The following is a 15661-nucleotide window of genomic DNA, read 5'->3' as shown; positions in this document are numbered from 1 at the left end:
TTTAGGTGAGGATACCGACGCTCCGGGTTTTCCGGCTTGTAGTTTTTTTAATGGCACCTTTTAAATCGTATTCACCGATTGATGTTGTTTACGGTAGTTGTCAGGCGTCATGCCGGTTATTTTCTTAAACATCTTGGAAAAATGTGGCAGGCTATTGAAGCCTGTTTCGCCGGCTATGTCGGCATAGATCATATTGGTGGTAGTAATTAAATACTGCGCCCTTTCAATCCTTTTTTCATGAATATAATTAAGTGGCCGCTCACCGGTATATTGTAAAAACTGGCGCGAGAAATAATCCTGATGCTGATTGGCTCTTTGAGCAAGATGGGCAATGGTCAATGGCTGGTTCAAATTCATTTGTATATAACTCATGGCATCCAATATCTTCGAAGGGATAATCTGCGAATGGTTTAAAGAAGATTGTATTGACGCCAGAAACCTGGAAAGTAATTGCATAATAATACCCTGGGTTTCCAAATATGCTGCATCACTTTGCCGGTTATTCAGTTCCTGGTATTCCCTGTAATAAACATTCTTCTCATAAACCTTTGGGTTATCCGAACGGTTGATGCCCCGGCCGGGATTTATTTGCAATATCCTTTTAAAGTTCGCTACATCAAGTTCTGAAGCCTGCACTTTCATCGGTATCCGGTTATTGTGAAATATAGAAATGCCATCGGGCGATTCTTCAAAAAACTGGATGAAATATTGACTCAGCCAGGAAGGACAATGCAGGTTGCACAATGTAAAGCTGGGTATAATATAGATATAGCCATGCTCAAGCTTCAGTTTTTTTTGTCCGTTCGATATAAACCCTTCCCCTTCATCAATATAATAAATGCGGTAATATGGACTTATTACGTTCTTATAATTCCATTTCTGGGTCAGGTTTACATGATCTACATGTAATAACGAGAATGAATGTTTTAATAATCTTTTATTCATATGGTGCAACCATGGATAAAAGTACTAAGAAAAGGTCGGATTTGTATAAAACAAAGTCTTATTCATTAAACGATAGAAATCATACTGCGGTTAACTTTGTTGACACGCAAATTGTTCGCGCTTTAATCAGGCGATCGGATATCGTTAAAATACTGACTGCCATAAATATGCTATATGAATAAAAAGCAGAATACCCTTTTGGCGTTTTGCCTCATCACATCTTTATTCTTTTTATGGGGTTTCGCTCATAACCTTGACCCGATCCTGATTCCCCACCTTAAGAAGTCTTTTACTTTAACCACCACACAGGCAACACTGGTTGATTCAGCCGTTTTTGCCGCTTATTTTATAATGGCATTGCCTGCAGGCTTACTAATGAAAAAAGCGGGTTACAAAGCAGGCATAATCACCGGTCTTTTATTTTTTGCTATTGGTTGTTTTTTATTTGTGCCTGCTGCCAACATGCAGTCATATAACTTCTTTCTCATTGCCTTGTTTATCATCGCCTGCGGCCTCACCATTTTAGAAACGGCGGCCAACCCTTATGCCACAGTTTTAGGAGATGCAGAGACAGGTGCTCAACGGCTCAATTTCGCACAATCATTTAATGGATTGGCAGCTGCACTGGCTCCTGTTATTGGAAGCAGAATTATACTTACTAAAGGCTATTCAAACGAAGAATTGAATGTCATGTCTGCGGCAGCCCGAAAAATGGCATTGGCTGCAGAAGCGGCCACAGTGAAAATGCCCTATACAGTGCTGGGGATCGTGTTAATAGTGATCGCAATTATATTTGCCTTTATCAAATTGCCATCGATTACTACACAGCATGAGCATTCATCAGGAAGCAAAAACGTGTTTCATACTTTCCGGCACAGGCACCTTACCTGGGGCGTTGCAGCACAATTCTTCTATGTAGGAGCGCAGGTATCTGTATTCAGTCTCTTTATATTGTATGCTACTCAATCAGCAGGTATATCAGAAATAAAAGCTGCGGATTACCTCGGCCTTTGTGGAATCGCTTTCCTGGTGGGTCGTTTCGCCGGCACCGCGCTCATGCAAAAGATAAAGCCACAGTTATTGTTGGCAGGTTATGCCGTTATTAACCTGTTGCTTTGCCTGGTAGCCATATTGGCCAGTGGAATGATCACCATATATGCTGTTATTGGTATTTGCTTCTTTATGTCGGTGATGTTCCCTACCATTTTTGCATTGGGTATTAAAAACCTGGGAGCAGATACAGAATATGGTAGCAGTCTTATCATTATGTCAATAGTTGGAGGTGCTGTTTTGCCGCGCCTTTTTGGTTTAATCAGTGATGCTACAGGCAATATACAATATGGCTACCTGGTACCTTTCATTTGCTTTGGCGTTATCGCTGTGTTTGGTATTCGGGGACATCGCATATATTCAGAAAATCTATCAGCAAAAACACCATCTGTAATTTAATCATGAAAAGATATACGCTGGCGCTTGATCTCAAAGATGATCCCGCGCTGATCAGGGAATATGAGCATTGGCACCGGGCCGAAAATGGCTGGCCGGAAATAAAAAAAAGCATACAGGATGCAGGTATTGCCAATATGGAGATATACCGTACGGGTAACCGGTTGTTTATGATCATGGAAACAGATGAAAGTTTTTCTTTCGATCGAAAATCGGCCATGGATGCTGATAATCCAAAAGTGCAGGAATGGGAAAAACTGATGTGGAAATTTCAGCAACCTCTTCCCTGGGCCAGGGAAGGAGAGAAGTGGATCATCATGGATAAAATATTTCAGTTAAACACGACTAAAAATAGTCACCATGAATAGAAGAACGCTTGTCAAACACACTATGCAGTGACTTTAAAGATCAGCTAATAAACATTTAAATAATATCTGATGAGTGAAGTCAAGCTGCCTAAGGTCATCTTTGGTACAAGCGGTTTAGGTAACCTGTATGTAGTATTGAGTGAGTTTGACAAATGCGCCATTGTAAATGAATGCATACAGCATTCAACCAAACCGGCTGTATTTGATACGGCTGGCAAATATGGCGCCGGCCTTGCCCTGGAATCATTGGGGAAATGCCTGAAGCAATCAGGTGTTAAGCCCGAAGATGTTTTGATCAGTAACAAACTGGGGTGGTACCGCATTCCGCTCACAACACCCGAGCCTACATTTGAGCCGGGCGTTTGGAAAGACATTCAATACGATGCAGAGCAAAGGATCAGTTATGAAGGCATACTTCAATGTTTTGAACAGGGCAATGAATTGTTGAATGGTTACAATGCACAACTGGTTTCCGTACATGATCCCGATGAATACCTGGCAGCGGCAAAAGATGAATCGGACAAATTAAAAAGATTTGAAAACATTAAAGAGGCATACCGGGCCTTGTTCGAACTCAAAGCAAAAGGGAAAGTAAAAGCCATAGGAGTGGGGGCAAAAAACTGGGCGGTCATTAAGCAAATTACCGATCAGGTACAACTTGATTGGGTAATGATTGCCAATAGTATGACATTGCATTCCCATCCCAGCGAGCTGCTACAATATATGCAGCAGCTAAAAACAAAAAATATCCGGATCATCAACTCGGCCGTATTCAATGGTGGGTTTTTAACGGGGGGCGATTTTTACAATTACAAATTAGTAGAGTCAGGAAGCACCGATCAAAACAAGTTGCTTCAATGGCGAAAGGAGTTTTTCGAGTTGTGTGCTGAATTTGGGATACAACCGGCTCATGCCTGTATACAATTCGGTATTCAGGCGCCGGGTGTTACCAGCATTGCTTTAAGTACTTCCAAACCTGCGAAAGTAAAAGGCAATGTGGATATGGCTACCATTGCCATGCCTCCTGGTTTTTGGTCGGAGCTAAAAAATCGCCGGCTTATTGAGTATCCGGGTAGTTTTTACTTGTAAACGTAAGGGTATGCAACGCAGATAATTTTTGAAAGCCTGTGCGATAGTATCACTTTGAAACAAATTATTCATTATAAATGCGATTAACTGAAATAAGATTTGTTTAAAGTCGGTCAGATATTTAAAAAAACAATTTAATTAATTGGGCATTTTTTTAATATCATTGTCGTTATAATAACGAATACGATTTAATTTAACAGGCATTGGCTGCTACAACATACTATAAAGAGAAGATCCTGTTGCAGCAGGTTGCTGAAGGTAATGCCTTAGCTTTCAGGGAGTTTTTTGAACTTTACAGAAACCGCATCTTCGTTTTTGTAGAACAATTAATTCATTCCCGGGCAGATGCTGAAGAAATTGTGCAGGATACCTTTATGAAGGTTTGGCAAACAGCGCCGAGGTTGGCCGAAATAGATAATCCTGGTCAATACGTATATACCATTGCCCGTAATAAAACCTTAAACTATATCCGCAAAATCGCATCTGACCAGCGCCTTATTGGTCAGGCGTGGGCGAACCAGGCCGAGCTGGATAATACCCTGGAAGAAAAGCTTCGTTCTGCCGAAGTAAAAGAAGTTATTGAAAAGGCGGTATCTCAACTCTCCACACAAAAACAAACTATATTCCGGTTGAGCAGGGAGCAAGGGCTCACGCATGCCGAAATTGCCGCCACACTTGGTTTGTCGCAAAGCCGGGTGAAAAACATTTTGGTAGAGGCTTTAAAGCAAATAAAAAACAGCCTGCAACCTTACAGCGATTTAATTGCTATTCTTTTCTGGATCAAATACAGCCAGCTTTTATTCTGAAAAAAAAAATTAAAAATTTCCGGTCCCCCCATGTTATCAGATGTGTTTATACTTAACACATAGATTATCCTTTTATCATTAAACCTTTAAATTTTTAATAAATGTCAGTAACATCCGGCAGGTTACAATACCTGCTCGAACGAAATGCTGCCAGGGCATGCACGAGGGAGGAGTTGAAAGAATTGTACGAATATTTATCGGCAACTGCAGACGAAGAGCTGCATCCTTTGCTGTATCAGCAATATAATAATATTGAACAGGGCGTCGGGGTAAAAGATGTTGACTGGGAATATATGCTGGGCCAGATACTACAAACCGCACAGGTGGCGCCCATACAAAAAGCACCCCAAAAAATGGCGTGGTGGAAACAGGTGGCGGTGGCTGCCGCTGTGATATTGATGGTGGGAGTTGGTTATTTAATGGTTTTTAATAAATCGGGTAAACAATCCGAACTGGTGAATACGCGGGAACCAATGAATGATGTGAAAGCGCCTTTCATTAACAAAGCCACCATTGTACTGGCAAATGGACAACAGGTATTGCTTAACAGCGCAGCCAACGGACAATTGGCCATACAGGATAATGTAAAACTGGTAAAGCTGGCCAATGGTAAAATAGTGTATGAGCGCATTGCCGGTGAAACGCCAACAAATAAAAATAATCAATTTAATACGCTGCAAAATCCCAGGGGTAGTAAAGTAATTGATCTTATGTTGGCAGATGGAAGTCATGTATGGTTGAATACAGGCAGTTCTGTTACTTACCCTGTTGCTTTTGGAAAAAATGAAAGAAAAGTGTTCGTAACCGGGGAAGCCTATTTTGAAGTAGCCCATGATGCATCCAGGCCTTTTATTGTGACAAAGGCAGATATGGAAGTAACCGTTTTAGGAACGCACTTTAATGTGAATGCGTATGATGACGAAAACAATATCAGGGTCACTTTATTGGAAGGAGCTGTTAAAGTGAAGAAGGGGCAAGCCAGTGAAACACTTAGCCCGGGGCAACAGGCTGAGGTAAATACCGGCATTGCGGTGGCTAATACGATAGATACGGAAGCGGTGATGGCCTGGAAGAACGGGTACTTTCATTTTGGTAATACAGGTATAGCTGAGTTGATGAAACAATTGGCCAGGTGGTATGATATAGACATTGTTTATAAGGGTGAGGTGCCACAGCGCACGTTTGGTGGTGAAATTTCAAGAAATGCCAACCTGTCGCAAGTGCTGAATATCCTGAATGAAAGCAATGTAAAATGCCGGCTGGAAGGCAAAAAACTGATTATCGATTAAACCATAAAATATTTACTATAGAAAAATGAGTTTTTCGGGTTGATCCCAAAAAAAACCGGGCGGTGCTGGTAACACTTCCCGGCAAATTGTTTGGGTTAACCCAATTATAACAATCGTTCGACGGACTGCTTATTGTATAACCCAAACTAACACAAAGTTATGTTTTTAACGGCTCAATTTGTCTATCCCCCTGTGGGAATAACCAAACTATTGCGTATTATGAAGTTGACCGCAATCATTGTATTGGCGGCCTGTATGACGGCCAGCGCCAACAGCTTCAGTCAAACTATTACCCTTTCCGAAAAGGATGCGCCCCTGGACAAGGTGTTTAAGGAAATAAAGAAGCAAACAGGGTATGTTTTCTTCTATGATGAAGCGTGGCTGAAACAGGCAAAAAAAGTCAATATCAAGGTCGTGAACTCCCCCTTGAAAGAAGTGCTGGATATGTGTTTTAAAGACCAGCCGCTTACCTTCTCTATCGTTGGTACTACAGTGGTAGTAAAAAAAAGCCTGGTCATTTCAGCGCCTGTTCCTTCAGATACAGTAAAGCCGTCGGCCTACATGGATGTGCGTGGTGTGGTGAAAAATGAAAGAGGCGATCTGCTTGAAGGGGTTACTATAACCGCAAAAGGAACTGCCAGGGGAACGGTTTCCGATGTGAATGGAATTTTTTTCCTGAAAAACCTTGATAAAAATTCGGTACTGGTCTTTAACACGTTAGGACATGCCGCCAAAGAATTGCCTGTTGCACAAAGTGGATTCTATACAATAACGCTTTCGATAAAGCAGGAAGAAATGTCGGCAATGGTTGTTGTAAGTACGGGTTACCAGAATATCAAAAAAACAAATGTGGCCGGGTCTACCAGCACCATCAAAGCTTCGGAACTGGCGTTTAATGGAACAAATACCCTTGAACAGGCACTACAGGGAAAATTGGCCGGCCTTGTTGTGATCAATAACAACGGTCTGGTGGGTACCCGGCAAAAAACGATTGTTCGGGGTGTTTCTACTTTAACGGGAACACAAGACCCGATATGGGTGGTGGATGGCATTATACAAAGTGACCCGCTGCCTTTTAAAGCAACTACGTTAAGTGCTTTGGGCGCTATTACACCCGATAATTTTGACTACGTAAGAAACTTTGTGGGTAGCGCCATCTCCTGGCTGAACCCCAATGATATCGAGGATATTACTGTATTAAAGGATGCTTCCGCCACGGCTATTTATGGTGTGCGGGCCGCCAATGGCGTAATTGTTATCAATACTAAAAAAGGCAAAGAAGGCCCGGTAACGGTTACCTATTCCAATACAATGAATATTACGGAGAAAGTTACATATGATAAACTGGAGTTGATGAACTCCAAAGAAAGAGTAGCTGTTTCAAAAGAAATATTCGACCGGGGGCTTACCTCAGCATTTACCGTAAATAACATTGGCTATGCCGGTGCTTTGGATGATTATTTATTTGGGAGGATCACGTATGATCAATTCAATGCAAAAGTGAAATATTTGGAAACGGTGAATGTAAACTGGTTTGATATACTTTTTCGCAACCCGGTGAGCATAAACCAGTCGTTGAGTTTGTCGGGTGGTAACTCCAACACGCGGTATTACGGTTCTTTTGGATATACCAATACAAAAGGAACGGCTATTGGGAATGATATGAAAAGCTATACAGCCAACGTGGGATTGAATACAAGGCTTAGCAATAAGCTTACGGCTAATGTACGAATTTCTGCTTCGCAGGGAACCACGGATGGATTTTATAAAGTGGACCCTTACACGTATGCCTCTACAATAAACAGGGCCATTCCGGGCTATGACTCTGCCGGTAATAATCTGTATTATAAAAACAGGTCAGGGTATTTATTTAATATCAGCAATGAACTCGACAACTCAACTTCTTCTAATAAGAACACAACGATAAACACCAATTTTAATATTAACTATGATATTGCCTATGGCCTTCGGTTGAGCAGTTTGTTTAGTCTCAACCAGTCGAGTGTTGCAGGTTATTCTGCGGCCACCGAAAGAACGGAATATATTGCTACGCTCCGCTGGTTTGATTATGGTACTGCCAAAGCAACCGATGTGTTATACAAGAACAGCCGACTGCCCATTGGCGGCGAATACAATGAAGATAATACACAGAACATATCATGGAACTGGCGTAATAGTTTGTCTTATTCCCATGTTTTTAATCTGAAACATGCGCTATCGGTCATGTTGGGCCAGGAAGCCAACAGCAGTCATTATGAAGGTTTTTCCAACACCAATTATGGTTATTTGCCCGAAAGAGGAAAGGCGTTTGTAGCATTGCCACTTACTTATACCAGTTCGAATACCCCCAATCCATTACTGAACATGGCGAAATTATTAACCGATCGTACCACCAATAATATGGGTTATTATGGAACGGTTAATTATAGTTACGATAACAGGTATGTATTCAATTTCAGTGTACGGGCAGATGTCTCCAATCGTTTTGGCCAGTATACCGGGGAAAAGTTTAACCCGGTATATGCAGGCGGTGTAAGATGGAATATGATGTATGAAGAATGGGCCAAACAATTGAACTGGCTATCTACATTTAGTTTACGTTCCACGTTTGGCTACCAAAGGAACATGGTTGCTACAGTAAGCCCCGATCTGATTGCCAGGATGCCAATCTCTCCGCAAGCCCAGGTGGTAGATCAATTTACCGGAGATCCCAGGCTGGTGGTGAGTTCACTGCCTTACGGCGATCTGCGCTGGGAAAAAACGGCTACGGTTAACCTTGGTGTTGATTTTGGTTTTTTAAAGAACAGGATCAACGGTACGGTTGAATATTATATTAAAAAAGGGAAAGACATTATCACCACCTTGCCGGTGCCGGTTGAGTATGGCGTTTCAACGATGCCGGTAAATGGCGGCGACCTTACCAACAGAGGATTGGAAATCAACCTTGGTATTGTTCCTATAAGAACGAAAGATTATACACTCAGTCTCAGCTTTAATACTTCCAAAACGTATAATACCCTCGATAAGGCAGGTGTCCAAAATCCCAACTGGCGGGTGGCCACCTCGGGCAGTATGTATGTAAACGGTTATCCGGTATCGGGCTTCTGGGCATTTGATTTTACCGGCATTGACACGGCTACCGGATATCCAACCATTAACCTGGCTGTTGCCAATGGTAAAAGTGCTGCCACCGACCCTACGGCTTATATGAAGTACATGGGCAAACTGAATCCTGATCTTACAGCGGGCATGGGTATTAATTTCCGTTACAAAATGTTTTCGCTGTCATCGTCCCTGTATTTACAGGTGGGCGGTAAAAAATTCCTGACCCCCGCATATACTACTACTCCATTATTAGCGGTGGGATTGCCAACCGAGTACGAGAACCTGTCGAGAGAATTGCTGGGAAGGTGGACGCCCGGGAACAAGTATGCGAATTTTCCCGGACTGCCATCTGCAGTTGCCAATAACGTCTTATTACCGGATGGCAAAACTTATACTAATCCGTACGAAATGTACAACAATAGTTCAGCCCGGGTAGTAGATGCATCTACTTTACGGGTTAATAATGTTAACCTGAGTTATACCCTGCCTGCCAGAATAACCACGTTGATGAAAGCAAAAACAATCAATGCCGGCCTGGGAATAACCAACGTATTTGCCTGGGTAAGCAAAGATTATAAAGGAAGGGATGCCGAAGTGGCTACCGGCGCACAGCCGCGCACCCGTAGTTATTCAATCAGGCTTGCCGCCAGTTTCTAAAACAAAAATTAAATTAATCATGAAGCATTCACGCATATATATAATCGTATTAATTTTTGTATCGCTCACGCTGGGTTCCTGTAAAAAGTTTTTGAAAGAATCAAGCCCCGATGAAATAAGGCCCACCACTACGCAGGACCTGTATTCTTTAATGATCGGTTCGGCGTATCCTTATCAAACCCCGACTGATTATTATCTGGATCTGCTGACAGATGAAATAAAATGTAACGGCCTGCCCCTGTTGGCCAATGGGCAACCTAATACAACGTATTCAGGTTCTTTAACCAACGGAACACTTTTGTTTACCTGGAACCCGGCTATGTTCGACAGGTCTGTCAACGGACTTTTATACGACCAGGATTCCTGGCAGATCTATTACAAGCTGATCAATGGCTGCAACCTGATAAAAGATTATGTAGATAAAGTAACTGGTACTGAAAAAGAAAAAAATGCCATGCTGGGCCAGGTATTGTTTTTGCGAGCCTATTATTACTTTAAGCTGGTAAATATATATGGACAACCGTATAATGGAAACGGAGTTAATCCTTCAACAGCACCCGGTGTACCATTAATTCTTTCTTCATTGGTATCTGATGAAAGAAGAACAAGAAACACATTGGAAGAAGTGTATGCACAAGTAGAAAGCGATCTGTTGCAGGCCGCGGATTTACTGAAGAATAATTACGCGCCGGGCAATGCATTCAGGGTAAGTTACTACGCAGCTTATGCATTATTGTCAAGGCTTTATTTATATAGAGGTGGCAGCGGTGATCTGGATAAATCCATTCAATATGCTACGGAAGTAATAAATGCAAAACCGCTTACCTTATTAAAATCCTATTTTTCAGCAACGAATGTTTTCAGTACGGCCGGTATTTATGATGTAAATGCAAGTCAGGAAGTTATTTGGGTGTATGGACCTAATCCGAACGGAGTAACCCTGTATTTCCCTACGGTTAATTTCATCGATCTTAATCCGCCATTTACTGTATCAAACGAACTGAGCAACTTATACGATAAAGGAACCGGAAGCACCAACCAGGGCGACCTGCGGTATGTTTCTTATTTCGCCAAATACACCAATGCCGGTGTGCAGTATCCTTTGAGAAGTTCAAAAATTATTATTAGCCCAGGTACAGTATATGGCGACAAAGGTATACGAGTAGCCGAAATGTACCTGAACAGGGCGGAAGCGGCTATACTCAGGTATAAAACCACCAGTCAGTCATCGGATTTTTCCCAGGCATTAACCGATTTAAATGCGTTAAGGGTAAGCAGGTACGATACAAGAAATGTTGCTTACACCCAGGTAAACGCCCCCACGGTAGATTCTTTATGGAGCTTTTATCAAAAAGAACGCAGAAGGGAATTGTGCCTTGAAGAGGGGCACCGCTGGTTTGATATCAGGCGATGGGCCACCCCCATAACCCATACATTCATTGATGCCAATGCACAGGCCACCACCTATACATTAAGCGCCAACAGTTTAATGTATGCACTGCCAATTCCCTATACAGCAACAGAAAACAATTCCAAACTGGATCAAAATCCACGATAATAATTTTTAAAATATTTACCAATGAATAAGCAAATATTTTTTACGGTATTGGTTATAATGGTTTTCACGCTGTATTCATGCACAAAAAAGGAAGCTGCCTTAACGGCATCCGAAGAAAACCAGGGATATGTAGTACCCCAGGGTTCAAATGATTATGATGCCACCATTGTAAACTTTTATAATAAATATGGCTCCTACCTGTTGTATGAGTTTACCGATAAAGACACGTACTGGACTCCCGCCGGCTGGAAAAATGCAACCCCATCTACAACAACAGCCGGATTCTGGAACCCGGGCTACGAAGCCGTTAAAGCCAACCCACTGTATATAAAAAAACAACTGGCGCTTTTAGACAGTACCTGGTTTCGTTTTTATACAGATAAATTCTTAAATGAATTTCTTCCGGTGAAAATTATGCTCTGTTCTTCTGTGGATTCTGTTTATACAAAGTTTGTTTCTTTTAACCCCATTACCTATGCCAAAGGCGTAAAGGCGGTGGCGGCCTGGTATAACTTCGACAATATATGTGTAAATAATGCAGGGCCGGCTATCGACACGATGAAAGTTGCCGATACGAAAACGTATCTGGCCAGGATAAACCTGATCTTTGCCCAAAGTATCATTGGCCGTAAAATGGTAAAGGCCACCATTGACTTTACAGCCGTTACAAATTACAGTCTTACGAATACTTCTTATGCCACCGCTTATGCCCAGGGAATACTATACCCATATTCAAGCTCACCCACTGCCGATTTAGATTGGGGGTATTATATATTGGCCATGGTGAGTATGTCAGAAACAAATCTAAATACCAGTACTGCAAATACAGATGCTACGTTCAAGGGGATATTGAATGCAAGCAAAGATGTGAATGGAAAGATCCGCACACGCTACAATCAGGTTCGAAACTATTATATCACCAATTATAATGTTGATCTGCAGGCTATCGGAAATGCCGCAAACTAAATTAAACCTACAAGATCATGAGATTCCTTTTTTTGTTTTTGGCCCCGCTTTTAAATCCAATGTACTCCCATGCTCAAAATAATAGTATCAGTTTTGAACATGGGAGTATTTCCCAGTCCCTTAGTAAAGCCGACAGTGCAAAAAAATTAGTGTTTATAGATTGTTATACGGAATGGTGCGGCCCCTGCAAGGCAATGGCGGCGCAGGTGTTTACCCAGGATAGTGTGGCTGATTTTTTCAACAGCCATTTTGTGAATGTAAAAATGGATATGGAAAAAGGTGAAGGCATTTCTATGAAAGATAAATATCATGTAGAAGCCTATCCTACCTATTTATTGTTGAACGGAGCAGGGAAACTTATATACCGGTTTGTGGGCGGCATGACATCAGATTCTTTCATGGCAAAGATCAGGAAGGGAATGGACCCATCAAATAAGGTAGCTATCATCAATGAACGATATGATGCGGGCGACCGTTCCAAAGAACTTTTACGCGAATACATACAAATTAAAATGGATGGCAAGGAAACGTCTGTAGGCATAAAAATGGCCAATGAATATTTTGATTTGTTAACGCCCAAAGAAAAAACATTGCCCGAAAACTGGTTCCTGTTTGGCGAGAACAAATATTCCATGTACCTGTCAGAATTGCATAGCCGCACATTTAATTACCTGACCGATCATTGGCGCGATTTTGCCAAAGTACAGGGCAAAGAAGCTGTGGAGAGCAAATTGCGTTACATGTACCAGAAAATTTGCGGGTACACGTTGCGTGGATGGTATTTTAAAAACTCCCGTAACGAGGTACTGACTTACAATAAAAAGGAATTCGACAATTATCGCAGGCAGATTAACCGTACTGAGCTGGCCGACAAAAAGCAATTGGTAACGTTAATAGATATCGCCCAGGCTGCGGGAGAAAAAGATACGGTACGTGTATCGGCTTTGCTGGCAAAAAATATCAGTAGCTTTTCAGCCCAAAATCAACAGATCGGGTTTGATTATTTGTCCATGATCCACAATCCCCGGTCCACAACTATGCCCCATTACCAGGAAGTACTGGATGCTATTATTGAAAGCAACAAAAATCAAAATTTAGTAAGAACGGCCCGGAGTTATAAAAGATAGTCATATATGGTTAGATCTAATGTTATTAAGCGAAGTCATCCCTTCCTGCTGGTATTGTTTTGCGTGCCTTTGTGTTTGCCTGCGCAAAAAGCCAACTATGCAGCTGCTGTAAAATATGATGCGCCTGAATTGGAAAAGGCAGTGGGTACTATGGAAATAATCCCGTTTTTTATTAATGAAACAGACAAGTGCTGGTTTCATTGGGAAGACGCGAATGGAAAAAGGAATTATTACTTTGTTGACCCGCTAAAAAAGACCGTAAAGCCTTTGTATGATAAAACAATACTGGTCCAGAAATTAGCGGTATTAAGAAATGAAAAGCCCGACTCAGTAATAAACTTCATGCCTGCATTTTCTGCCGATGGGGAAAAAATGATTTTCAGCTATAAAGGCAAACAGTATAGTTATGCTATTTATAATGCCGCGCTTAGGGAGGCCGAATCCAAAACAAAACCGGTTAATGAAAGAGCCCGGTTACCAGGTGATATATCTCCTGACCGGCAATGGCAGTTGTACAGCAGGAACCACAACCTGTACCTGAAAAAAGCAGGCGATACGGTTGAAAGCCAACTCAGCAAGGATGCGCACCTGTATTATTCTTTTTGCATCAATGAATTCGATACATCCACCACGCAAGCCCTTGCAACGGAAGCAAACTGGATGAGCGATTCAAAATATTTTTATGTGGTGCGGGAAGACAACCGGAAAGTGCAAACCGTTTCTCTGATGCATGCAATGGCAGCCAGGCCCTGGATAGAAACAAAAAAATACCAATATCCCGGAGACAAAGACGTAACACAATATGAACTATTTATTGGCAATACGGCCACCAGGCAATTACAGCAAATTAACATCAGCAAATGGCCCGACCAGGAAATAGCTATTGTTCATCCAAAGGCAAGCGATAAAGAAATATTCTTTACCCGCAGGAAAAGAACAGGGGATGAAATAGAGTTATGTGCAGTTAATCTGGCCAACGGACATGTAAGAACGATCATCCATGAAGTGAGCAAGCCCTATATCAATCCCGATCTGTTTGCTGTTTCCATTATTAAGAAAGGGAAAGAAATAATCTGGTGGAGCGACCGCAGCGGCTGGGGGCACTATTACCTCTACGACTCTGTTGGTAATTTAAAAAATCAGATTACCACTGGCAACTGGACGGCAGGAAGAATTGTTTCAATCGATACAGTTAATCAGGAATTGTATGTGTATGGTTATGGAAAGGAACCGGGCCGTAATCCAAACCTGAAACACCTGTACAAAGTGTCTTTTAATGGTAAAAAGCAAACGCTGTTAACTCCAGAGAACGCACATCACAAGGTTTTCTTTTCTCCTGCGGGAAATTATTTCATTGATAATTATTCCAGGATTGACCTGGAGCCTAAAATCATACTTCGTGACAAAAATGGCTCGTTCATTTGCGATATCATCAAGCCTGATCTGCACAACCTGTATGCCACTGGCTGGAAAATGCCCGAACCCTTTACCGTAAAGGCAGCGGATGGTATTACAGATCTATATGGCATCATGTGGAAGCCGTATGATTTTGATTCAACCAAAAAATATCCCATCATCTCACAGGTATACCCGGGCCCGCAGATAGAAACGGTTTGGCCCGACTTTACCGTGTTCGACAAGTATAACAATACTTCCCTGGCGCAGGTAGGGTTAATTGTAGTAGTGATGGGGCACCGGGGCGGTTCGCCTTATCGAAATAAAGCCTATGCGACCTATGGTTATAACAACATGCGGGATTATGCGCTTCCGGATGACATAAGCGGATTGCGGCAATTAGCCAGCCGGTTTTCTTTTATTGATAGTAACCGGGTAGGCATTATTGGCCATTCCGGCGGCGGCGCCATGGCAGCAACAGCCATTTGTACGTATCCTGATTTTTATAAAGTAGCTGTGGCCTCTGCCGGTAACCACGACAACAACATTTATTTCCGCAGTTGGGGCGAAACCTTTAACGGCATTAAAGAAGTTACCGATACCTTAACCGGTAAAGTTTCATTCAAATTCAACGTGGAAGTGAATCAAACGCTTGCCAGGAATTTAAAAGGACATCTGTTACTGGTAACCGGTGAAGTGGATAATAACGTACAACCTGCCAACACCTACCGGATGGCAGATGCATTGATAAAGGCAGGAAAGGATTTTGATATGCTGGTGCTGCCTGGCCAGAACCATCATTATGAAGGTCTGTATAAAACGTACTATGAGAACAAGGTGTGGCATTATTTCGGGAAGTATTTAATTGAAGATAATGAGAATTACTAATCAACCATTCTTCGGGTAAATA

General features: G+C 42.0%; 11 protein-coding genes. 10 read left to right on the top strand and 1 reads right to left on the bottom strand.

Annotated features, from left to right (window positions below; genetic code table 11):
• Nucleotides 1-60 precede the first annotated feature (60 nt).
• The gene (locus AC59IL_RS35170; protein WP_496556939.1) at nucleotides 61-945 is read right to left on the bottom strand and encodes a helix-turn-helix domain-containing protein; all 885 of its coding nucleotides are present in this window, start codon (nucleotides 943-945) and stop codon (nucleotides 61-63) included.
• Nucleotides 946-1119: 174 nt separating this feature from the next.
• On the opposite strand from AC59IL_RS35170, the gene fucP reads away from it, so the two are divergent.
• From fucP to AC59IL_RS35120, 10 genes are all read left to right on the top strand, one after another.
• Nucleotides 1120-2394: an L-fucose:H+ symporter permease gene (fucP, locus tag AC59IL_RS35165; RefSeq protein WP_496556938.1), complete on the top strand. Its 1275-nt coding sequence runs from the start codon at nucleotides 1120-1122 to the stop codon at nucleotides 2392-2394.
• A 2-nt stretch (nucleotides 2395-2396) separates the two neighbouring features.
• A complete protein-coding gene (locus AC59IL_RS35160; RefSeq protein ID WP_496556937.1) occupies nucleotides 2397-2759 on the top strand; it encodes an L-rhamnose mutarotase in 363 nt (120 codons plus the stop codon).
• 69 nt (nucleotides 2760-2828) lie between these two features.
• A complete protein-coding gene (locus AC59IL_RS35155; RefSeq protein ID WP_496556936.1) occupies nucleotides 2829-3848 on the top strand; it encodes an aldo/keto reductase in 1020 nt (339 codons plus the stop codon).
• A gap of 203 nt (nucleotides 3849-4051) precedes the next feature.
• Nucleotides 4052-4654, top strand: a complete 603-nt coding sequence (locus AC59IL_RS35150; protein ID WP_496556935.1) for an RNA polymerase sigma factor — start codon at nucleotides 4052-4054, stop codon at nucleotides 4652-4654.
• A 101-nt stretch (nucleotides 4655-4755) separates the two neighbouring features.
• On the top strand, nucleotides 4756-5943 hold the full coding sequence (locus tag AC59IL_RS35145; RefSeq protein WP_496556934.1) for a FecR family protein: 1188 nt from the start codon (nucleotides 4756-4758) through the stop codon (nucleotides 5941-5943).
• Nucleotides 5944-6162: 219 nt separating this feature from the next.
• The gene (locus AC59IL_RS35140; RefSeq protein WP_496556933.1) at nucleotides 6163-9705 is read left to right on the top strand and encodes a SusC/RagA family TonB-linked outer membrane protein; all 3543 of its coding nucleotides are present in this window, start codon (nucleotides 6163-6165) and stop codon (nucleotides 9703-9705) included.
• Nucleotides 9706-9724: 19 nt separating this feature from the next.
• Nucleotides 9725-11263, top strand: coding sequence for a RagB/SusD family nutrient uptake outer membrane protein (locus AC59IL_RS35135; protein WP_496556932.1), 1539 nt, complete (start codon nucleotides 9725-9727; stop codon nucleotides 11261-11263).
• Nucleotides 11264-11284: 21 nt separating this feature from the next.
• Nucleotides 11285-12229: a hypothetical protein gene (locus AC59IL_RS35130; RefSeq protein ID WP_496556931.1), complete on the top strand. Its 945-nt coding sequence runs from the start codon at nucleotides 11285-11287 to the stop codon at nucleotides 12227-12229.
• A 17-nt stretch (nucleotides 12230-12246) separates the two neighbouring features.
• On the top strand, nucleotides 12247-13356 hold the full coding sequence (locus tag AC59IL_RS35125; RefSeq protein ID WP_496556930.1) for a thioredoxin family protein: 1110 nt from the start codon (nucleotides 12247-12249) through the stop codon (nucleotides 13354-13356).
• 6 nt (nucleotides 13357-13362) lie between these two features.
• Nucleotides 13363-15639: a S9 family peptidase gene (locus tag AC59IL_RS35120; protein ID WP_496556929.1), complete on the top strand. Its 2277-nt coding sequence runs from the start codon at nucleotides 13363-13365 to the stop codon at nucleotides 15637-15639.
• Nucleotides 15640-15661: the final 22 nt, after the last annotated feature.

This window comes from Niastella sp. sgz303648, assembly GCF_059587045.1.
This window is presented reverse-complemented; position numbering and strand designations above follow the sequence as displayed.